This window comes from Brevibacterium sp. UCMA 11754 (assembly GCF_021532275.1).
Classification (GTDB): domain Bacteria; phylum Actinomycetota; class Actinomycetes; order Actinomycetales; family Brevibacteriaceae; genus Brevibacterium.
This window is the reverse complement of record NZ_JACBOT010000021.1, coordinates 36258-55564: the sequence shown is the minus strand read 5'-3', so window position 1 is coordinate 55564 and position 19307 is coordinate 36258. Positions and strand designations below refer to the sequence as shown.

General features: G+C 64.4%; 16 protein-coding genes. 5 read left to right on the top strand and 11 right to left on the bottom strand.

Annotated elements, in window-relative coordinates; all coding sequences use genetic code 11:
* Nucleotides 1–6: 6 nt before the first annotated feature.
* From HX613_RS09275 to HX613_RS09260, 4 genes are all read right to left on the bottom strand, one after another.
* The gene (locus HX613_RS09275) at nt 7–975 is read right to left on the bottom strand and encodes an NAD-dependent epimerase/dehydratase family protein (protein ID WP_235345062.1); all 969 of its coding nucleotides are present in this window, start codon (nt 973–975) and stop codon (nt 7–9) included.
* A 24-nt stretch (nt 976–999) separates the two neighbouring features.
* Nucleotides 1000–3738, bottom strand: a complete 2739-nt coding sequence (locus HX613_RS09270; RefSeq protein ID WP_235345061.1) for an alpha/beta fold hydrolase — start codon at nt 3736–3738, stop codon at nt 1000–1002.
* A 7-nt stretch (nt 3739–3745) separates the two neighbouring features.
* Nucleotides 3746–4774, bottom strand: coding sequence for a 3-oxoacyl-ACP synthase III (locus HX613_RS09265; protein ID WP_235345060.1), 1029 nt, complete (start codon nt 4772–4774; stop codon nt 3746–3748).
* 127 nt (nt 4775–4901) lie between these two features.
* Nucleotides 4902–5996: a hypothetical protein gene (locus HX613_RS09260; protein WP_235345059.1), complete on the bottom strand. Its 1095-nt coding sequence runs from the start codon at nt 5994–5996 to the stop codon at nt 4902–4904.
* A gap of 214 nt (nt 5997–6210) precedes the next feature.
* Between HX613_RS09260 and HX613_RS09255 the strand changes: the two genes are divergently transcribed.
* Nucleotides 6211–7014, top strand: a complete 804-nt coding sequence (locus HX613_RS09255; RefSeq protein WP_222103671.1) for a 3-oxoacyl-ACP reductase — start codon at nt 6211–6213, stop codon at nt 7012–7014.
* Nucleotides 7015–7139: 125 nt separating this feature from the next.
* Here the strand turns inward: HX613_RS09255 and HX613_RS09250 are convergent, their stop codons facing one another.
* From HX613_RS09250 to HX613_RS09235, 4 genes are all read right to left on the bottom strand, one after another.
* Entirely contained in the window at nt 7140–8063 is a 924-nt protein-coding gene (locus tag HX613_RS09250; RefSeq protein WP_235345058.1) for a hypothetical protein, read from the bottom strand.
* A 371-nt stretch (nt 8064–8434) separates the two neighbouring features.
* Complete coding sequence (locus tag HX613_RS09245) at nt 8435–9004, bottom strand: dienelactone hydrolase family protein (protein ID WP_235345057.1); 570 nt, start codon at nt 9002–9004, stop codon at nt 8435–8437.
* 55 nt (nt 9005–9059) lie between these two features.
* A complete protein-coding gene (locus HX613_RS09240; protein ID WP_235345056.1) occupies nt 9060–10625 on the bottom strand; it encodes an FMN-binding glutamate synthase family protein in 1566 nt (521 codons plus the stop codon).
* A 107-nt stretch (nt 10626–10732) separates the two neighbouring features.
* Nucleotides 10733–11173: a TM2 domain-containing protein gene (locus tag HX613_RS09235; protein ID WP_235345055.1), complete on the bottom strand. Its 441-nt coding sequence runs from the start codon at nt 11171–11173 to the stop codon at nt 10733–10735.
* Between the two features lie 174 nt (nt 11174–11347).
* Here HX613_RS09235 and HX613_RS09230 point away from each other — a divergent pair, with 174 nt between their 5' ends.
* Nucleotides 11348–12649 (top strand): MFS transporter, encoded by a 1302-nt coding sequence (locus HX613_RS09230; protein WP_235345054.1) that lies wholly within the window; start codon nt 11348–11350, stop codon nt 12647–12649.
* A 32-nt stretch (nt 12650–12681) separates the two neighbouring features.
* Nucleotides 12682–13536, top strand: a complete 855-nt coding sequence (locus tag HX613_RS09225) for an enoyl-CoA hydratase-related protein (RefSeq protein WP_235345053.1) — start codon at nt 12682–12684, stop codon at nt 13534–13536.
* 79 nt (nt 13537–13615) lie between these two features.
* On the opposite strand, the gene HX613_RS09220 is transcribed toward HX613_RS09225, so the two are convergent.
* Nucleotides 13616–14422: an NUDIX hydrolase gene (locus tag HX613_RS09220; RefSeq protein WP_235345052.1), complete on the bottom strand. Its 807-nt coding sequence runs from the start codon at nt 14420–14422 to the stop codon at nt 13616–13618.
* A gap of 126 nt (nt 14423–14548) precedes the next feature.
* Between HX613_RS09220 and cls the strand changes: the two genes are divergently transcribed.
* A complete protein-coding gene (gene cls / locus HX613_RS09215; protein WP_235345051.1) occupies nt 14549–16045 on the top strand; it encodes a cardiolipin synthase in 1497 nt (498 codons plus the stop codon).
* Between the two features lie 91 nt (nt 16046–16136).
* On the opposite strand, the gene HX613_RS09210 is transcribed toward cls, so the two are convergent.
* Both HX613_RS09210 and HX613_RS09205 read right to left on the bottom strand, forming a co-directional pair.
* Nucleotides 16137–16541, bottom strand: a complete 405-nt coding sequence (locus HX613_RS09210; protein WP_235345050.1) for a YtxH domain-containing protein — start codon at nt 16539–16541, stop codon at nt 16137–16139.
* 182 nt (nt 16542–16723) lie between these two features.
* Nucleotides 16724–17746: an agmatine deiminase family protein gene (locus tag HX613_RS09205; protein WP_235345049.1), complete on the bottom strand. Its 1023-nt coding sequence runs from the start codon at nt 17744–17746 to the stop codon at nt 16724–16726.
* 259 nt (nt 17747–18005) lie between these two features.
* Between HX613_RS09205 and HX613_RS09200 the strand changes: the two genes are divergently transcribed.
* A complete protein-coding gene (locus tag HX613_RS09200; protein ID WP_235345048.1) occupies nt 18006–19181 on the top strand; it encodes a CaiB/BaiF CoA transferase family protein in 1176 nt (391 codons plus the stop codon).
* Nucleotides 19182–19307: the final 126 nt, after the last annotated feature.

Sequence of the window (19307 nt, the reverse complement as noted above, 5' to 3'; positions counted from 1 at the left end):
TGTTGCCTACTTCGCGTAGTGAGCGGCGAGGAGCGCTAGCCCCTCCTCGATGCTGACCCGCGGCTTCCACCAGAGGACTTCCTGGGTGCGGCGCTGGTCGAACCAGTGCGCCGTTGAGAGCTGCTCGGCCAAGAACCTCGTCAGGGGTGGCTCATCATCATGCTCGCCCAGATCCCACAACTTCTCCACGACCGAACCGGCCGCCAGCGCGGGACCCACGGGAACACGCAGCTTCGGCACCCCGGCGCCGCCGGCGATGGCGATGCGTGACATCAGCTCCCCGATGGGGCGCGGCTGACCGTTCGTCACCACCAGCGACTCACCGTGCGTGGACGCGACGGCGTCGACGGCGGCGACGATCGCCTCGACCGCATTGTCGACGAATAGGGCATCGACAAGTGGTGCACCCGACCCCAGCACCGGCATCCGGCCGGCCCGCGCGCGATCGATGACGCGTTCCGTCAGTTGGGTGTCGCCTGGCCCCCACATGAGGTGTGGGCGCAGGACGAGGACCTTGAAGTCCTCGGAGTCGGCGTCCAGGGCGATGAGTTCTCCGGCGGCCTTCGTTCGCGCGTACTCACCGTGCGCCAGTTCGGGGGAGGCCGGGCCCGCGCCCTCGCCGATGATCGAGTCCCCGGTGTGCGCTACCGAGGGGGAGGAGATGTGGATCAGCCGCTGCACACCTGCGGCCACAGCGGCATCGACGAGAGTGCGCGTGCCGCCGATGTTCACGGCTTCGAACTCACTGGGGTCGCCCATCATCGACACCTTCGCAGCCAAGTGCACAACAGCCTCGGTGCCGGTGAGGGCTTCGGCGACACTGCTCGGATCGGTGACCGACCCGATGACATCATGGACGCCAGCCACCGAGGAGGGGCGACGCTGCAGAGTCGTGACCTCGTGGCCGCCTGCCACCAGTGCGCGAGCGACGGACGAACCCAGAAGCCCGGAGGCCCCGGTGACGGTGATCTTCATGAGGACTCCTCAGACAGTCGGGATTCAGACCTTGGTCCGCACCGAACCGCCGGATAGGACGTGATCGGCCCAGGTGGCCAACCGGGATCGGTCGATCTTCGAATTGTGGCGGATGTCGGTCGGGAACGTGGGAGCGACGAGCACCGCGGTGAGGTCGTGTCCGAGAACCTCGGCAACCAGCTCCCGCAGTCTCGACGTCAGGTCCAACGGTGCCAGGCCAGGGGAGAGATAGGTCCCTTCGGCATCGAGGACAGCCACCAGAGACTGTGTCCCGGTCGGGCCGATGCCCACGATCGAACTGCGGCTGACCTGCTCGTCGGAATCGATGAGCGCCTCGAGACCACCGGGGCCCACCGGCCCGCGAGGTGTGGTGACCACATGCTGCAGGCGGCCTTCGAGCCAGACTCGCCCCTCGGCGTCGATGTGACCGATGTCGTTCGTCCGGTGCCAGGTCCGACCGTCGAGGTCATCCCGCGCCGAGGCTGCGGTGGTGGCCCAGAGGTTGTCGTAGCCGGACTTGATGTGGGCGGCGCTGACAACGAATTCACCCAAGCGGCCCTGCGCGGCAGTACCCTGTTCGAGCACGTCTGCGGAGGCACCTGAGTCGTCGATCGGGGCCAGAGCCAATTCGACGCCGTCGATGGGTCGGCCCACGCACACGCCGAGATTGGACGTGGCAGCTGCCGCGGTGACACCGGCGCGGTCGATGTCGGTGAGGAGGAGACCCTCGGTCATCCCATACGGCGAGTGGATGCTCGCGTTCGGGAACACCTCGGCGATGGAATCCATCAGATCCAGCGGTACGGGAGCCCCAGCCGAGAGTACGAGCTCGACCCGTGCGCATGCGGCCTTCTGCTCTTCATCCAGGTCAGAGGCGGTGGCGGCGACATTCTTGTACGCCGCGGGTGAGGCGAAGACCATCGTGGAATGACCGGCGATGATCGCATCGGAGATGGCGCTGGCCGTCAGTGTCTTCGGTTTGGTCACGGACATGTCCGGAGTCACCGAGGTGGCCCCGATGGCCGGTCCCAGGAGAGCGAAGGGCGGGAAGCCGGCGACCAGGCCGGTGCCTTCGTGCACGTCGAAGACTCGGGTCAGGACTGCTGCAAGGGCGGAGATGTCGCCGTGGGTGTAGCGCACGCCCTTGGCCGGTCCCGTCGACCCGGAGGTGAAGAGGATCACGGCATCGTCGGTGGCTGCCGGGGTGGGCAGCTGCGCGTGGTGTGTGGTGCGCGAAAGCGCGGTCAGGCTGGTCTCGACCTTGAACAGTTTGGCCTGCACCGGTCCCAGAGGAGACACGGAGATGCGCCGGCCGGGCCAGTTGAAGGCACGGGCGAGGCCGAGTCCAGGCAGTTCCCCGATGATCCACTGCGGATCCGCCGAGGTGGTCGCCCGGGTCATGCCCTTCGGCCCCAGTCCGGCATCGGCGACGACCGCGACGGCACCGATCTTCAGACACGCGTAGAGGGCTGCAGTGAGGTTGTTGCCGGGAGGCACGAGCATGGAGACCCGATCGCCGGGGCGCACGCCGAGTTCGAGCAGCCCGCCTGCGATGCTCGTCGTCACATGCCAGAGATGACGCCAGGTGATCTGTTGCGCCGGATTCTGTGCGAAGTCCACCGAGGCAATGGATTCGTCGTCGTGGCGTGCGTCGAGGATCGCGGTGACTCCACGCGCAGGGGCTGCCGCAGTCGTGTTCTCGGCAGCGGATGTGCCGGAGGCGGCGATTGCTCCAGCATCGTCGACGGGGAACAGTGTATTCAGCCAGTCGGTGACGACGCCGGCCACGTCGTAGTCCTCGCTGACCAAGTGGGATCCCAGTTCGAAGCGGTGCACGTCGGCCTGGGGAAGGCGCTGACGCAGGTCACGCAGATAGCGTTCGAGGAAGACCGGGTCCTTCGGTCCCCGCACCAGGAGGGCAGGGTGCTCGTAGGCTGCGATATCGGCGCCCACGCGCTGCAGCTCCGAGTAGGACGGGTGGTTCTCGTTGACGGGGATGTCGGCGACGAAGCCGCCGATCCCGTGTCGCTGTGAGGCGTTCGCATACGGGGAACGGAAGGCGTCCTTGATCTCTGGATCGAGATCGCCGAGGCTCATCGTCACCCGCAGGAATCCGTCGGTGACCACGGTGGCAGTCGGCAGCATGGGTCCGGCCAAGGTTGCCCGCAGAGGTGCCGGTATCGGGGCATCCTCGGGTTGGTGGACGGCCGTGTTGAGGCTGATCGAGGCGGAGACGAGATCGGTGTTGCGTGCCGCCCACCCAAGAGACAGGACGCCGCCCCAGTCATGTCCGATCGTCACGATCGGATGTTCGGCCGACGCGGCTGCGTCGTTGGGTGCAGAACTGCCGGTCACCTCGGCGAGAAGAGACGTGACGACGGCGTCGAAGTCATCGATGCGCTGGGACATCCGGCGCACCTCGGCGCCGTGGGGAGTCGGAAGCGATTCATGCGCCAGCCGCTCCGAGAAGCCCATGTCGAGCTGGTCGGGGGCGATGAGGCGCCACACGCGTCCGCCGGAACGGGCAGCGTCCACCGTTGCCTGGGCGAGGTGTCGCCACAGGTATGACCAGGTCGGATTGCCGTGCAGGGCAAGGATCGTGCCGCTGGGTTCGAGGCCTTCGGCGCGCAGCACCTCGAGGGTGTCGAGGACGTGGAAGGAATGCGGCCCGTCGGGTGTCTTGGCCTCGACGATTCGGGACCAGGCGGGGTCCCACTCGGGCAGCTTCGGGGGAGCCTGAGCCGGCCGTGCAGGAAATCTCATTGAACCTCTACCACTCGATTTCGGTCATTGCGGTGTTGAGTCCCGACCCGACTCCCATGCACAGGATGCGGTCGCCGGGTTTGAGGTGTGATGCCTCGCGGCTGAGCGTGATCGGCAGGGAGGCCGGCCCCACATTGCCGAGTTCGGGATAGGTGACCGGAATTCGATCGGGATCGAGGTTCGCGGCCTTCGTGATCGAGTTGACGTGCACGTCGGAGACCTGGTGCATGACGTAGCGATCCATCTCGCGCCAGTTCCAGCCGTCCTCGTGGGCTTCTTCCCACGCGGCGACGACGAGTTCCATGCCGCCGGCCAGCAGACCCTTGGTGTCGGTGAACATTCCGTTGTGATCGCCCACGCACAGTTCGTGATGCTGGGTCGCGGCGCGGGTGATGCCGCCGAGGATGCGGTGGCCTTCCGGGTGTTTGTCGGCTGGCCCGAGGACGGCGGCGGAGGCGCCGGATCCCAGTGTCAGGGAGGCGAACTCGTTGAGGTACTCCTCGCGGCTGATGCCAGGGCGGGTCAGGCGGCGCAGTGTGGCCTCTTGGACGCGGGAGGCATCCTCGCCGGCGACGACGAGGGCGTATTCGATCTGACCGGCGTCGATCATGTTCGCGGCCAGGGTCATTCCGTTGACGAAGCCCAGGCAGGCGTTGGCGATATCGAAGTTCATCGCCTGGGAGCCCAGGCCGATGCCGGCGTGCACGCCGACGGCCACAGAGGGCTCGAGGTGCTCGCGCGTGACCGAGGTGTTGACCATCAGTCCGATCGAGTCGGGGGAGACCCCCGAGTCGGCGAGAGCCTTCTTGCCAGCGGCGATCGCACCGTCGGCGAACTGATTCGGCTGATCCCAGTTGCGTCGCGCGTAGACTCCCGCGACGCGCTGCAGCAGCCCGGTCGGCAGGTTGAGCATGGAGAGGGTATCGGCGAGGCGTTCGTCGAATTCTTGAGAGGTCACTTCGTTCGGGGCGAGGATCTCAGTCAGGCCGAGAAGCGCCACGTTCGAGTGCCGGAATGTTGCGTTGCCATTCGCCAATTGAGGTTCTCATCCCTTTGCGGGTCGTTCGTCGTCGTCTGCTGAAGGCCGATGCGACGCACTCCTGAAGCGCGCCACGACGGGGAAGTCCGGAGACTATCTTATATCCCTCAGGCTGAATTGTTTCTCAGCGAGTGAACCAGGTGAATCCGTCATAGGCCATTCCGGTCGCGCAGAGGACCGCGATCCCGGCCAGAATGATCGACGTCACGGTGTGCGAAACCTTCGAAGACTGGAAGCGAACGGCACGCGAATGGGACATGGGGCGGTCGGTGACGAAGCGTCCGAACTGGACGAAGATGCGCCAGTCCATGACGTCGATGAGTGACTTGGCCGCCAGAGTGAAGACGATGATGCAGCCGACGCCCATGAGGATCAGGAAGATGAAGCCCATGAACCCGAATTCGCGGAAGAATTCGACGACGCGATCGGCGATGGCGGTGGCGAAGCCGGTGAATCCTTCGCTGAAGGGCAGTGCGGCGAAGGAATCGGTGATGCGGCCCAACGTGAATCCGTCGCGTTCGGTCTGCTCGGCGCCGATGAACATGGCGACGGAGGCAGCCAGGGCCACGAGGAGATTGATGATGGTGATCGTCGAATTGTCCGGCCAGAATTCGAGGGACTTCAGCGTGTAGGTCGATGCCAACGCCACACAGATGATCGCACCGGCCAGTGCGCCGACCGTAGCGGGGAGGAGGAGATTGTTGAAGAACACGAACGCGATGACGGCGATGAGGGCAGCGCCGAAGATATACGTGAACACCGCCAGCGTGTCACCGTTGGAGGAGGTGGCCGCGCGACGGTTCGTCTCGACCATCTGCCCCGACTGGCCGATGTTGTCTCTGAGCTCAGCCTTAGTGGCCCGCGAATCGGTGTCGGCCCCGGTCGCAGGCAGCACACGAGTCTCGTCCTCGCTCATACCGTAGACGCGTTCGGGCTGCTGAGGATAGGCGCGGGTCGTCTGATCGTAGGCCTGCGTCGGCTGATTGTAGGCACGCGTCGACTGGTCGTAGGAGCCGCCTCGCGGTCGCGCGCCGGGCGCGTGGCCCTGCTGACCGTAGCCACCGGGGCCGTACCCAGGCTGCTGAGACGCCTGTCCGCCCTGGGGTCGACGCTGCGGAGCCGGCTGCCATCGTCCGATTCGCGACGCGATCAGGTAGATGATGAGAACGACGAGTGCTGCGAGGACTCCGATTGAGATGCTGGCGCCGAGCTCGCTCATGAGGGACTTCCTGGGGATGGACAACGATGGTCGTGTGCTCAGTCTAAGGAGGATCGGCCAGGTAATCACGTTTGAGCGCCGCAACACCCCCGGCGACCGGTGAAGACGCACCCGAGAATGGCATCGGTGCCCCAGCGCGCGGGTAGGGTGAGATCACGACCGGATATGACCTCGGCACCACCGAGGACCGCCCAGCATTCGAAGGAGAATCGCGATGAGCAACGCCCAGGCATTCACGACATCGGCCATGCCCTTGGACCAGCAGATCGTCCTCGTCACCGGGGCCGGCCGCGGGGTCGGATCATCCATCGCGAAAGCCTTTGCCCATGAGGGATCGGCGCTCGTCATCAACTATCGCTACTCTGCCGAGGCCGCGGAGGAGCTCGCCGAGGCCATCCGTGCTCGCGGTGGTCGTGCAGTGGCCATCGAGGCCGATGTCACCGACTCCCGCGCAGTCGACGCCATGCTCGCAGCCGCGCACGCCGAGTTCGGGGCGCCCGTGTCGACGGTGGTCAACAACGCTCTTGTCGACTTCTCCTTCAACGGCGAGGAGCGGCAGCCGGCCGATGAGATCGACTTTTCCGACTTCACCGACCAGTTCCGAGGTGCCGTCGGTGCCGCCCTCAACACCGTCCAGGCGGCAATGAGCGGATTCCGCGAGATCGGCTCGGGGCGGGTCATCAACATCGGATCCAACCTCGTGCAGAACCCCGTTGTGCCTTACCACGACTACACCGCGGCGAAGGCAGCCCTGCTGTCCTTGACGAGGACCTTCGCCAAGGACCTCGGGCCAGCGGGAGTCAGAGTGAATATGGTCTCCGGTGGGCTGCTGCGCACGACCGATGCCTCCTCGGCGACTCCGGAAGAGGTCTTCGACCAGATCGCGGCCCAGACTCCGCTGGGTCACGTGACGACTCCGGAGGAATTCGCCTCGGCGGTGGTGTTCTTCGCATCACCGGCCTCACGCGCGGTGACGGGCCAGAACCTCGTCGTCGACAATGGACTGGTGATGGGCTGAGGCGCCAACGGCAAGCCCAACACATTCAACTGAGCCGTCGCCGCGAGCCGACCCCACCGCCGAGAGCAGACTCTGACGTTGAGAGCCGACTCCAGCGGCGGCGGGCGACTTCAGGGAGTCGGCCCTCAACGGTGTGGTCGGCTTTCGGCAATGTGTTTCTTGATGGCAGAAAACATGTCGCTGCGGAAGAGGTCGGCCCAGACCAAATTGAATACCGCGAACCCGGCATTGGTAAGCCGCATGTGCCGAGCGTGGTTGTCCTTGCTTGCTCGATCCGGTCCATTCTCATTGAGGTAGTACTTGCCCAGGCCGTGGAACTCCACGATCAGCGGAAGTCGTGCGTGCTTGAAGTCGCACCTGCCGAGAAACTTCCCAGTGCGATCGTGCACCGCTACCTGCGGAAGCATCTCTGCAATCGAGAATCTGTGGAACTTCACTGCACAGAGTGACTCGCCCTGGGATTCGTGCAGCGGATCGGACAGCTCGAGGCCCTGTTTCGCAACTCTGCACCCTCTTCGCCGAATCTTCATCTGATCGAGAAGCTCGGGCTTGCTGATGTTGCCGATCCGAAGGCCGTCGGAAATCATCGGAACCGAAACCTCCAACGGGTAGTCATGAGCGATGTCGGAAAGTGTGCGCGACAGACCTGTGGCCGGAAAATCGCCGACGGTGGCCCGGTCCGCCAAGGGAACCGTGCGGTCATAGATGCGCAAAGTAGAGAAGTTCTCGTGGTATCCGGTGCCGATGATCTCGGCCTGGTCGGTTGCCGGGAACGGCGGGCGAATGCCGTGAATCAGTGCAGCAGAGATGTGCGAGTAGACATCATCGGAGCGGAGCTCGAACAGTCGCGAACGAATCAATGGCTTGAGGTTTTCGCTCCGGTCTCGGATGTCGCCAAAAGTCTTGGGATAAGAGATCGGCTCGGCAGCACCAGGCGAGTGCAGAACGGCATGTTGCGGTGAACTGCAAGGGCGGACCACGGCATAGTGCCCACGCCGAATTCTTCGCAGGCAACACTGCTGCGCTCGGCGGACATCGTCATCGGTCAAGCCGAATCTGAGCAGGTCCTGCTTGATATAAACCTGAACCATTTAACGATAATTGCATCAAAACACACCAAACGCAATGAAACTATACAAAAAAACGCCAAGACGCCCACAGGCCCCCTCCACCGATAGCCCGAAATCGTCGAGAGCAGACCGGAGCGCCGTCGGGCGACTTCAGGGAGTCGGCCTTGGCCGGTGCGGTCGGCTCTCGGCGCCGCGGTCTGCCTTCGACGATTGTTGGGTGAGAGATGGGATTGGTGGGCGATTGGTTTGGTGGCTTGGGGGTTCGTTGAGGTAGGAACGAGCATCGGGAGTCAGTTCCGGAGTCAGATCCGGAGCCGGAACCTGAGCCAGACCCGGCGTCAGACTCTGAGTCAGAGCCTGTTGAGGAACGCCAGACTGCGGTCGAGGAGCAGCCGTGCGCTGTCCTCTCGGTAGTCAGCGACCAGCGGATCGCTGAAGAGATGACTCCCGCCCGGGTAGAGGAAGCACTCCGCCTGAGCGCCCGCTCGGGCGGCTGATTCTAGGAGGTTCGTCTGGTTGCCGGCATCGCGCCAGGTGTCGTCGACGGAGAAATGGATCTGCACGGGCACATTCCTCTGCCATCGCGTGGGCTTGGGGAAGCCGCCGCCGTGGAAGAGGAGCGCGCCTCGTGCCCGCGCGTCGTTCTTGCCCATCTGCTGGGCGATGCCGGCACCGAGGGAGAGCCCGGCGAAGACGATCTCACCAGTCAGGTCAGCACAGGCCGCGGCAGCCCGATCGACGAGCTGAGAGAACCCGACGTCCTGCGAGTGGCCGACCCCGGCCTCGGCGGTGGTGAATGTGCGTCCCTCGTAGACATCGGGAGCGAGCACGGTGTGCCCGGCGGCTCTGTAGCGATCGGCGATCGTTTCGATGCCGGGAGTCTTGCCCAGCGCGGAATGGAGAAGAACGAGGGTTGCCATGGAGATCTCCTGGTGTCTCAGTTGAATACAGCTCTGCCGAGGCTCGAGGTATGTCTCAGCGGCTGCGGCCGTGCGGGATGGCGAAGGAGTCGGCCTGTGCCGTCTCCCAATCGGCAGCCCAGTCATCGGGAGCGCCGTTGAGCAGTTCGCCGGGCTTGAGCCATTCGTAGAGCCGAGCGTAGGACCAGGACTCAGACTCCGAGACATTGCGACGCAGCATCGTCGGTTCCAACTCATCCGGATGGGCCACACCCATCGAAGCCATCAGGCGCACGGCCTCGGTGACAGTGCCGTCGTGGTAGTTCTTCACGCGAGTCGACTTGTCGGGAACATCGATGGCGCGAGCTCGACGAGGATCCTGCGTGGCCACGCCGACGGGGCACTTGCCTGTGTGGCAGACCTGAGCCTGAATGCAGCCGACGGCCATCATCATGGCACGAGCTGCCATCGTGAAGTCGGCACCCTGGATGAGTCGCTTGACGATGTCGGAACCGGCCGCGATCTTCCCTGCCGCACCGATCTTGATGCGATCACGCAGTCCCGCACCCATGAGCGCGTTGTGCACGATCATCAGGCCCTGCGTCAGGGGCAGGCCGACGTGGTTCTCGAATTCGAGGGGTGCCGCTCCCGTGCCGCCTTCAGAGCCGTCGACGATGATGAAGTCGGGAGTGATGCCGGTCTCGACCATTGCCTTGCAGATACCGAGGAATTCGGTGCGCGAACCCACACAGAGCTTGAAACCGGCAGGCTTGCCGCCGGAGAGCTTTCGCATCTGCTCGATGAACTGCAGTAGCTCGATCGGCGTCGAGAACACGGTGTGGTTGGGTGGGCTGACACAGGTCTTGCCGACGGGGATGCCGCGGATCTCTGAGATCTCTTCGGTGACCTTCGGGCCGGGCAGGACGCCGCCGAGGCCGGGCTTGGCACCCTGGGAAAGCTTGAGTGAGACCATCTTGACCTGTGGGTCCCGTGCCTTCTGCGCGAAGACGTCTGGAGCGAATTCGCCCTCGGGGGTTCGGCAGCCGAAGTAGCCGGTGCCGATCTCCCAGATCAGGTCGCCGCCGAACTCCTGGTGGTAGGGCGTGATCGACCCTTCTCCGGTGTCCTGGGCGAACCCACCCAGGGCGGCGCCCTTGTTGAGCGAGCGCACCGCATTGTCACTCAGCGATCCGAAGCTCATGGCCGAGACGTTGAGGAGCGAGATGTCATAGGGCTGTGTGCATTCCGCACCGCCGACACGGATCCGCGGGGGAGTCGGGGAGCTCGTGATCGGAACCGTGGAATGCATGAGGGCCTCGTAGCCCGTGCGATTGACATCGCGTTCAGTGCCGAAGGCGCTTTCGGAGTGCTTGCCTTTGGCGCGTTCGTAGATTATTGCGCGAGTGTTGCGATTGTACGGACGGCCATCCCAGTTCCGCTCGATGAAGTACTGCTGGATCTCTGGGCGAATCGACTCGAGCAGATACCGTGCGTGACCGGCGACCGGATAGTTGCGCAGGATCGAATGCTTCTTCTGGGTCACATCCCAGGCGGCGAGGGCGCCGAGGCCGAGCGCTGAGACGGCGGCAGCGGCCTGAGCCACGCGCTTTCCTGTTGAGTCTCCTCCGAGCTGGCTGACCATGGGGTACCGACCTTTCCTTGAACTTCTTCGGCCTGTGCTTGATGCGAGCCTAGACCGAGAACACGGGGAATTCAGGAAAGGGTGGGCTAAATTTCCGCCCGTCTGGCTCAGAACAGTCGTGTGAGCAGCACCTGGACCAGTTCATCGAGCTGGAGGGAGTAGCCGATGATGAGGAGGAACCCCGTGGCAATCCACGCGACTTCCTTCCAGGAGTCGTAACCGCTGAGGGGACGGTTGTCGTAGCGAAGTCCGCCGGCCATGACGATGACGAGGTCGATGATCCACCACAGGCCCAGTCCGCCGAGGCTGACCAGCTTGAGCCCGCCGGTGAGGAAACGTCCCGTGTAGAGGCGGTCGGCACCGAGGAATCCCAGCAGGAGCGACAGGAGCCAGGTGACGAAGAAGGAGCGGTTGGGATGGTTGTGCTCAGCCTCATTGTCGGAGTTCGGTCGTTTCACGGAACCCGGACGTTCAAGGGAATCAAGGGAATTGAGGGAGTCGAAGGGGTCGATGGAGGGCAGTTCGGGGACCAGAGGCGACACGGACACGGTGTTCTCCTTCTCTTGCGTCGCCGCTCTCCGTGGAGCGGTCGACGTGATGTGATCGACGTGCCGCGGAGAACCGGGGGATGGGCGTCAGGTGGGGGACCTGAGTACAGCCTAGGAAACACGTGAGTGTTCGCGCATTGGGGTTTTCCCCAGTATCGGCATAGCGTTGGGTCTATGAGTACTGGTGAGCCGAGCGCGACGAGTACTCGGCGAACCATCGTCGCGGTGTTCTTGGCCGGAGTCTCGGTCTTCCTCGTGCTCTATGAGACGCAGGGACTGCTCCCCGCCATCCGCGGCGCCTACGGCATCGACGCTCCCACAGCGAGCCTGACGGTCTCCGCCACCAACGTTGCCATGGCCGTCTTCCTCATCCCGTTCTCCATGCTCGCCCCGCGCATCGGGCATGCCAGGCAGATCGCCGGCGGCGTGGTCCTGGCCGCGCTCCTCGCGCTCATCCTGCCGTTCATGCCGAGCCCCGAACTGCTCATCGCCGTCCGCTTCCTCCAAGGCGTGGCGATCGCCTCGGTGCCTGCCACCGCAATGGCCTATCTGTCGCTGCGGCTGCCGGCGAAGGCGCTGCCCGGCGCGATCGGCGTCTACATCGCCGGCAACACGATCGGCGGACTCTCCTCCCGGCTTCTGACCGGTCTTGCTGCGGAGGGCCTCGGCTGGCACGGCGGCCTGGCGTTCACCGCGGCAGTCTCTCTAGTCTTCGGGCTCATCGTGGTCTGGCTGCTCCGCCACGATCTCTTCACCACCTCACGAGTGATCGCCGCCCGCGAATCGTCGGCGACCGCGCCGGAACCGTCGGCGACCGCGCCGGAACCGTCGGCGACCGAGCAGGAGTCGGCGACCGATACGGGTTCCTCGGCGACTGCGGACACCGCACAGCCACCTCGGCGGGCGATCATTCCGCTGAGATCGGGGCTGTGGCGGATCTACCTCACCGGCTTTCTGTGCATGATCGTCTTCGGCGGGTCCTTCACGATGCTCGGCACTCGGCTGCAGCATGATCCCTGGCGACTGAGTGAAGGCGCGGTCGCACTGTTCTTCCTCATCTATCTCGTCGGCACCGTCGTCACCACGTATTACGGTCGGTTGGCCACGAGGCTCTCGCGCACCTCGTTGACATTGATCGGGATGGTCACAGCACTTGTCGGCGCCGGACTCACTCTCGTCGACAATCTGCCGGTGATCGTCATCGGCATGTCCCTGCTCACCGGCGGCTTCTTCCTCGGCCACACGGGCGCATCCGCGTCAGCCAGCGCCTCACGGCCCGGGGTCGACTCCACCCGATCGGCGGCCATCTACCTCACCGTCTACTATCTGGGCACCAGCCTGGGCGCCTGGCTATCGGCGGTTCTGTTCACCGATTTCGCGTGGCCGGGCGTGGTCGTCATGTGCATGACCTCATTGTTCGCCGTTCTGATCTTGACGTTGACCGGGGCTTCGATAGGGTTCAAGAAACGCAGCTGATCATTCGTTCAGCTTTGGAACCGGAGGACTTCATGCTCCACGCAGCACATTCGAACGTCACCTATACGATCAACCGGGGCGTCGCCCATGTGGAGATCGACCGCGCCGAGAAGCTCAATTCACTGACCAGAGAGGTGTTCGAGGACCTCGTCGAGGTCGGCCTCACGCTCAGGGAATCGACTGAGGTCAGGGCCGTCGTGCTCTCCGGCCGCGGACGGGCGTTCAGTGCTGGCCTGGACTTCACCGAGATGTCCAGGCTCGCGGAGGAAGGCACCGCGACGACCTCCGCCGAGGCGGGTGCGGGGTCCGAGTCATCGACAGCAGGCGCCGTCGACGTGGGTGAGCGGCTCGGGTCCGCTCGGGCACTGGCGCAGAAGGCCGTGCACGTGTGGTCCCTGATCGAGGTTCCGGTCATCGCCGGGCTCAGGGGTCCGGCGCTCGGCGGCGGGATGCAGATCGCACTGGGCACGGACATCCGCATCGCCGGACCCGACGTCCAGCTTTCGCTGATGGAGATCAAATGGGGGATCATCCCGGACATGTGCGGAACTCAGCTGCTGCCGCGCCTGGTCGGGCCCGGAACGGCGAAGAAGCTCATCGCCACAGGCGAGGCCATCGGCGCCGAGGAGGCGCTGCGGATCGGTCTCGTCGAAGAGCTGGCCGATGACCCGGTAGAGCGAGCTCTCGAACTTGCCGCCGACATCGCGGGGAAATCACGCTCGGCACTCGTGTGGGCGAAGAAGCTCGTCGACCTTTCCTATGAGGCCGACCTGGCCACGGGCCTCGATGCGGAGCAGGACGCGCTGGCTTCCCTGATCGGCACCGACGAGCAGCGCGAGGTCGTCACGGAACGGCTGGCGCGCATGGCCAAACGGTCGAAGGGCTGAGGCGCAGCGACGCAGTTGTGATGTGCGAACGGCTCAGCTGACGGCCCTTCGCGGTTCAGCCGTGACTGGCCGGCGCGGCTCAGCCGTGCCTGCCGGGGAACTCCGGGCGGACCGGGTCGATGCTCCGGTCGGATCCGACCACCTCGGCGACGGTGTCGAACGTGTCGAGCTCGCGCATGAGCACGAGTGTCGGGCGCATCAGCTTCAGACGCTCCTCGGCTTCGGCGGTCAGGATCTGGGCCACCGACATCCATTCACTCGAATGCGCCTCGGTGGTCTGATGATGGGCCGACTCAAGGTCGCCGGCCGAGAGCGCGTAGAAGTAGGTGTCGAATCGCTTCGGGCGCCCCGCCGGGGTCACCCAGTTCGCCCACGGCTTCAGCCCTGCCGGGTCGAGCACGGCTCCTGTCTCCTCTTCGACCTCACGCACAGCGGTGGCGAGCAGAATGCGCCAGCCATCGGCCACCTCGGCGATGGTGGAGTCCTCCCACGCTGCCTGATGACTCTGCGGATCGGGAACCGCGATGGAGGCCGCGGTCCGCTCATCGATGGGATCGACGCGGCCGCCGGGGAAGACGACGACGCCGGCGGCGAAGTCCATCGTCGACACCCGATGCTGGACGAAGACCTCGAGGCCGGTGGCACCGTCGCGGATCATGAGCACGCTGACGGCGGGCTTGATCGGCACGGCCGAGGGGTCGGGCACATCGGGCCCGCGGCTGGAGGAATCGGCGAGGTCCGAACGGTCGGACCCCTCGGGGGAGATATCTCGAATCACTGTCAGCACCTTCGCCTCTGTGTCTGGTCGTCGCCTTCCATTATGACTGTGACTGTTGTCCTCGGCGGAGGCGGGGTGGGCCGCTGGGGCGATCTCCTTGGGAATCATGCGGCAGGATACGATGGTGCCAGACGAGACCGACGGCGAACTTCTCAAGACAGCTTGAGCTCTGATGCCTGGGAGTCTGAGCGCGGCTCCCGGCGTTGACGGCCCGCAGACCGGAAGAGTAAGGACATGACCGGATTGGAGAACTATCTTTTCTTTTCAATCGATCAGGCGTGGCCGAACTGGCTGATATTCACACTTCTGGCCATCGACTTGATCATCCGCATCGTTGCGCTGGGCTGGATTCCGCACAACCGCAGACCATCTGTCGCGCTCGGCTGGCTGCTCGCAATCTTCCTCATCCCCTACGTCGGAATCCTCGCGTTCCTGCTGCTCGGCTCAGCGAAGCTGCCGAAGAGGCGGCGGGACAAACAGGTGCTCGTCAACGACATCTTCCGGGACCAGACCGATGATCGGGCGATCATCGGCGACTCCGCCCACATGCCCGAACCGCTGAGCACTGCAGCACAGCTGAACTTCGATCTGGGCGCGCTGCCGATGACGCACGGCAACGCCTTCGACCTGCAGATCGACAACCATGCGTGCATGGAGGCGATGGCCGACCAGATCGATGCGGCCACCCGGTTCGTCCACTTCGAGTTCTACATCGTCGCCATCGATGACACGACGAGGCGGCTCTTCGAATCGCTGCTGGCCGCGCACGAGCGCGGGGTGGAGGTGAGAATCCTCATCGACCATCTGGGCTCACTGGGATATCCCGGCTACTCGGAGTTGGTCAAGCGGCTCAACTCATCGGGAGTGGCGTGGCGCCGAGCTCTGCCGATCCGTCCCTGGAAGGGCGAATACCAGCGACCCGACCTGCGCAACCACCGGAAGATCCTCGTCGTCGACGGCGAGGTCGCCTACACCGGGTCGCAGAACATCATCGACCGGTCCTACAACAAGCGACGCAACCTGCGGAAGGGCTTCCAATGGATGGACCTGTCGCTGAAGTGCACCGGCCCAGTCGTCGATGAACTCGATGCGGTCTTCATCACGGATTGGTATTCGGAGACGGGGGAACTCTTCGACGAAGCCTCGCAGGGGGAACTGCGGGCACCGCAGAACGGCGGCATCCAGGCGCAGGTGGTGCCCTCGGGGCCAGGGTTCGAAGACGAGAACAATCTGCGTCTGTTCAACCACCTCATCTACAACGCGAACCGCAGCGTCGTCGTCTGCTCACCGTACTTCGTGCCCGACGAATCGCTCATGCACGCGCTCACGACAGAGGCCCGGTCCGGAGTCGACGTGCGTCTGTATGTGGGGGAGACGAGCGACCATTGGGTGACGCAACGGGCCCAGCAGTCCTACTACGCCGATCTGGTGCGAGCTGGTGTCCGGATCTTCCTGTACCACGCCCCGACCGTTCTGCATTCGAAGTTCCTCATGATCGACGATGAAGTCTCGATCATCGGATCCTCGAACATGGATGAACGATCGTTCGCGATGAACATGGAGGTCACCATGTTCATCGTCGACAAGGAGTTCACCCAGCGGATGTACGACCTCGAAGCGCAGCGGTACGCGCCGAACTCCGTCGAGCTCGACGCCGAACGCTGGAACGATCGGCCTCTGCTGCACAAGTATGTGGAGAACGTCGCCAGGCTCACGAGCTCGCTGCTCTGAACTGCCACGATCTCGCTGCTCTGAACTGCGCCGGATATGACAACGCTCCCGCACACTGATCAGTGTGCGGGAGCGTTGTCCTCGAAGAGCCTCAGGCGTCTTCGGAGAGTCCGGATGGGCCTTCGTCATCGAGATCGCGCATGGGGTCTGCCATGACATCGTCCTTAACCTCAGGGGTGCCCGTGGACGTGGCACCTGGGGTCCCAGCGGACTTGCTGCCAGTGGAGGCTGCGCCGGCTCCGGCGGCACCGGTGCCTGCTGCACCGGCTCCTGCGGCGGAGTTGACCTTGTCGGCTGCTGTCTGCACGGCATCGGCGACGGCCGGTGACTTCTCGCGGATCGACTGGTTGGCCTTCTCGACGGTGTCCTGCACTCGCGGGTCGGCCCAGAGATCCTGTGCCTGGGCCTTGAGCTTTTCGTAGCTCTGACGTCCGGTGCGTGATCCGAGCACGTAACCGACTCCCAGACCTGCCAGGAGAATCAATCGCTTCTTCATTTTCCTGCTCTCCTTCTCAGCTTGCCGTGGCTGCATGCAACACGTGTGAGTGCGCAGACCGACGATGATCGACGATCGTGCGCATCGGCACTGTGCCCTGGTTCACCACCTTATACTGCCGATGGTTCCACAGTGAAAGGATATCGTCTCAGATTTGTGGAGAAGATACAGTTCTTCGCCGTTCAGTTCACCGTGGGCTGCTGCTGGGTGATGCAGTGGATCCCACCGCCGCGGGCGTAGAGTTCGCGTGCATCGACGCCGACGACCTTGCGCCCTGGGTACACCTTCTCGAGCACGGCCACCGCTTCGGCGTCCATCGGATCGTCGAAGGTGCAGGCGATGACCCCGTCATTGGTGACCAAATGGTTGACGTAGGAGTAGTCGACCCAGTCGTCATCATCGCGCAGCACCTCGGGGGCCGGGATCGGCACGACGTCGAAGGGCTGGCCTTCGGCAGTGGTCTCGGCGGTGAATCGGGTCTTGAGGTGCTGAGAGAATTCGAAGTCCGGGTGCTCGGGATTGCGCTGATCGTGGATGAGGATGACGCCCGGGCTGGGCATGGCCGCGACGATGTCGACATGGCCGCGCGTGCCGAAGGTCTGGTTGTCGCGGTAGAGGCCGTGGTCGAGCCAGATGACCTTCTTCGCCCCGATGGTACGGGCGAATTCGGCCTCCACCTCGGCCTCGGTCAGGTCGGGATTGCGGCCCGGATCCAGCTGCACGCTGCGCGTGGCCAACACGGTGCCCTGCCCGTCGACGTGGATGCCGCCGCCCTCATTGCGCAGCTGGGAATCCACGATCGGGACGCCTGCCTGGTTCGCGACGAAGCGGCCGATGTGCTGATCGTGATCCCACTTTGCCCACTCCTGGGCACCCCAGCCGTTGAACACCCAGTCCACCGCGTGCAGTGCACCGTTGTCGTCGACGACGAAGCTCGGTCCGATATCGCGCATCCACGCGTCGTCGAGTTCGGCATTGACCACAGTGATCGGATGGCTGATCCCCTCGCCGAGGTGGCGGCGGGCATTGTCCGTCTGCAAGGTCGAGACGACGACGGTCACCGGAGTGAACTCGCTGGCGGCACGCGCCACCGCTGCCCAGGTGCGGCGTGCGGCTTCGGCCTCGTCCTCGGTGTCGCCCAAGGCATAGCCGGAGGATGGGAACGCCATCCAGATGCGGTCATGGGCAGCGGTTTCCGCGGGCATGTGAAACGTCATCGTTCATCCCTTCGAGTCTGGCTGACTGTTGAGCCTCGTGGTCGGTTGAGCTTCGCACCGCAGTGAACTCTCCCCGGTGCTGCAGGCAGCAGTTGGCTTGTCCCGAGTGTAGCGAGGTTCGGCTCTTGGGGGTCAACTGATTCCGTACCTCCCGGGACCCGTCTGCGGCGGGAGGAGTCCGTATAGTCTGGCGTGGAAGACAGGACGCCTGGATATCAGGGTTCGAACGCGCCATGGGAGGCAGCACGTGGAACAGCAGGATCTGCAGGAATTGTTCGGTCGGTCCGGGACCGGTCCGTTGGCAGGAGTGGTCGTCGCCGACTTCTCGCGTGTGCTGGCGGGGCCCTACGCGACGATGATGCTTGCCGACCTCGGGGCCACAGTGATCAAGGTCGAGGGCAGGACCGGTGACGATACACGGCACTGGGCGCCACCTCGGCGAGGCGATGATGCGACGTATTTCCTCACGGCGAATCGGAACAAGCATTCCGTGGTCCTTGACTTCAAGGACGATGAGGAGCTGGGCCTGGCGCAGGAGCTGGCCAGACGGGCCGACATTCTGGTGGAGAATTTCAAAGCCGGCGGGCTGGCGAAGTACGGGCTCGACTACGACACCGTCAAGGTCGAGAATCCGGGCATCATCTACGCCTCGGTGACTGGATTCGGCAGGGACAACCCGCAGCCCGGCTACGATCTGCTCATCCAGGGACTGTCCGGTTTCATGAGCGTGACCGGTTCGCAGGAGTCGGGCCCGGTCAAGGCAGGGGTCGCCGTCGTCGACGTGTTCACCGGCTTGCACACGACCGTCGGGATCCTCGCCGCGCTCGCCCACCGCAAGGACACCGGTGAAGGGCAGCTGGTGGAGACGAACCTCCTGTCCTCGGCACTTTCGGGGTTGGCGAACCAGACCTCGGCGTACGTGGCCGGCGGTGTCGTCCCGCAGGCCATGGGCAACGCTCACCCGAGCCTGTACCCCTACCAGCCGATGCCCACCGCCGAGGGGCAGATCATCATCGCCGTGGGCAACGACAACCAGTTTCGGTCCCTGGCTGGGGTGCTGGGCCATCCCGAGTGGGCCGAGGATGAACGCTTCGCGAACTTCTCCGACCGCAATGAGAACCGGGCCGAACTCGAGCCCGAACTCATCGCTGCGCTGAGTGAGAAGACGAATCAGGAATGGTTCGACATCCTGACGGCAGCCGGTCTGCCGTGCGCTCCGATCAACACGATCGCCCAGGGCGTCGACATGGCGACCTCGCTGGGTCTCGAGCCCGTCGCCGAGGCGGGGGCCGGGGAACGTGTGATCCCGACGGTGGCCAATCCGATCCGTCTGTCCCAGACCCCGCCCAGCTACGATCTCGCGCCCCCGCAGCTGGGGGAGAGTACGGAGGCAGTCAAGGACTGGCTGCGCGGCCTGCGCTGAGAGCAGTCATTTCGCCGTCATTGTTCGGGTCATACCCGGAGTCATACCCGGAGTCATGCCCAGTGCTGCCCGTGTGTCGGCGCCGGCTGATGTCAGTCATGCGTTCCCTCAGCTGTTCTGGCAGGT

Coding starts and splice junctions, on each gene's coding strand:
- HX613_RS09275 (WP_235345062.1), bottom strand. CDS start 975: ATGAAGATCACCGTCACCGGGGCCTCCGGGCTTCTGGGTTCGTCCGTC.
- HX613_RS09270 (WP_235345061.1), bottom strand. CDS start 3,738: ATGAGATTTCCTGCACGGCCGGCTCAGGCTCCCCCGAAGCTGCCCGAG.
- HX613_RS09260 (WP_235345059.1), bottom strand. CDS start 5,996: ATGAGCGAGCTCGGCGCCAGCATCTCAATCGGAGTCCTCGCAGCACTC.
- HX613_RS09255 (WP_222103671.1), top strand. CDS start 6,211: ATGAGCAACGCCCAGGCATTCACGACATCGGCCATGCCCTTGGACCAG.
- HX613_RS09245 (WP_235345057.1), bottom strand. CDS start 9,004: ATGGCAACCCTCGTTCTTCTCCATTCCGCGCTGGGCAAGACTCCCGGC.
- HX613_RS09240 (WP_235345056.1), bottom strand. CDS start 10,625: ATGGTCAGCCAGCTCGGAGGAGACTCAACAGGAAAGCGCGTGGCTCAG.
- HX613_RS09230 (WP_235345054.1), top strand. CDS start 11,348: ATGAGTACTGGTGAGCCGAGCGCGACGAGTACTCGGCGAACCATCGTC.
- HX613_RS09225 (WP_235345053.1), top strand. CDS start 12,682: ATGCTCCACGCAGCACATTCGAACGTCACCTATACGATCAACCGGGGC.
- HX613_RS09220 (WP_235345052.1), bottom strand. CDS start 14,422: ATGATTCCCAAGGAGATCGCCCCAGCGGCCCACCCCGCCTCCGCCGAG.
- cls (WP_235345051.1), top strand. CDS start 14,549: ATGACCGGATTGGAGAACTATCTTTTCTTTTCAATCGATCAGGCGTGG.
- HX613_RS09210 (WP_235345050.1), bottom strand. CDS start 16,541: ATGAAGAAGCGATTGATTCTCCTGGCAGGTCTGGGAGTCGGTTACGTG.
- HX613_RS09205 (WP_235345049.1), bottom strand. CDS start 17,746: ATGCCCGCGGAAACCGCTGCCCATGACCGCATCTGGATGGCGTTCCCA.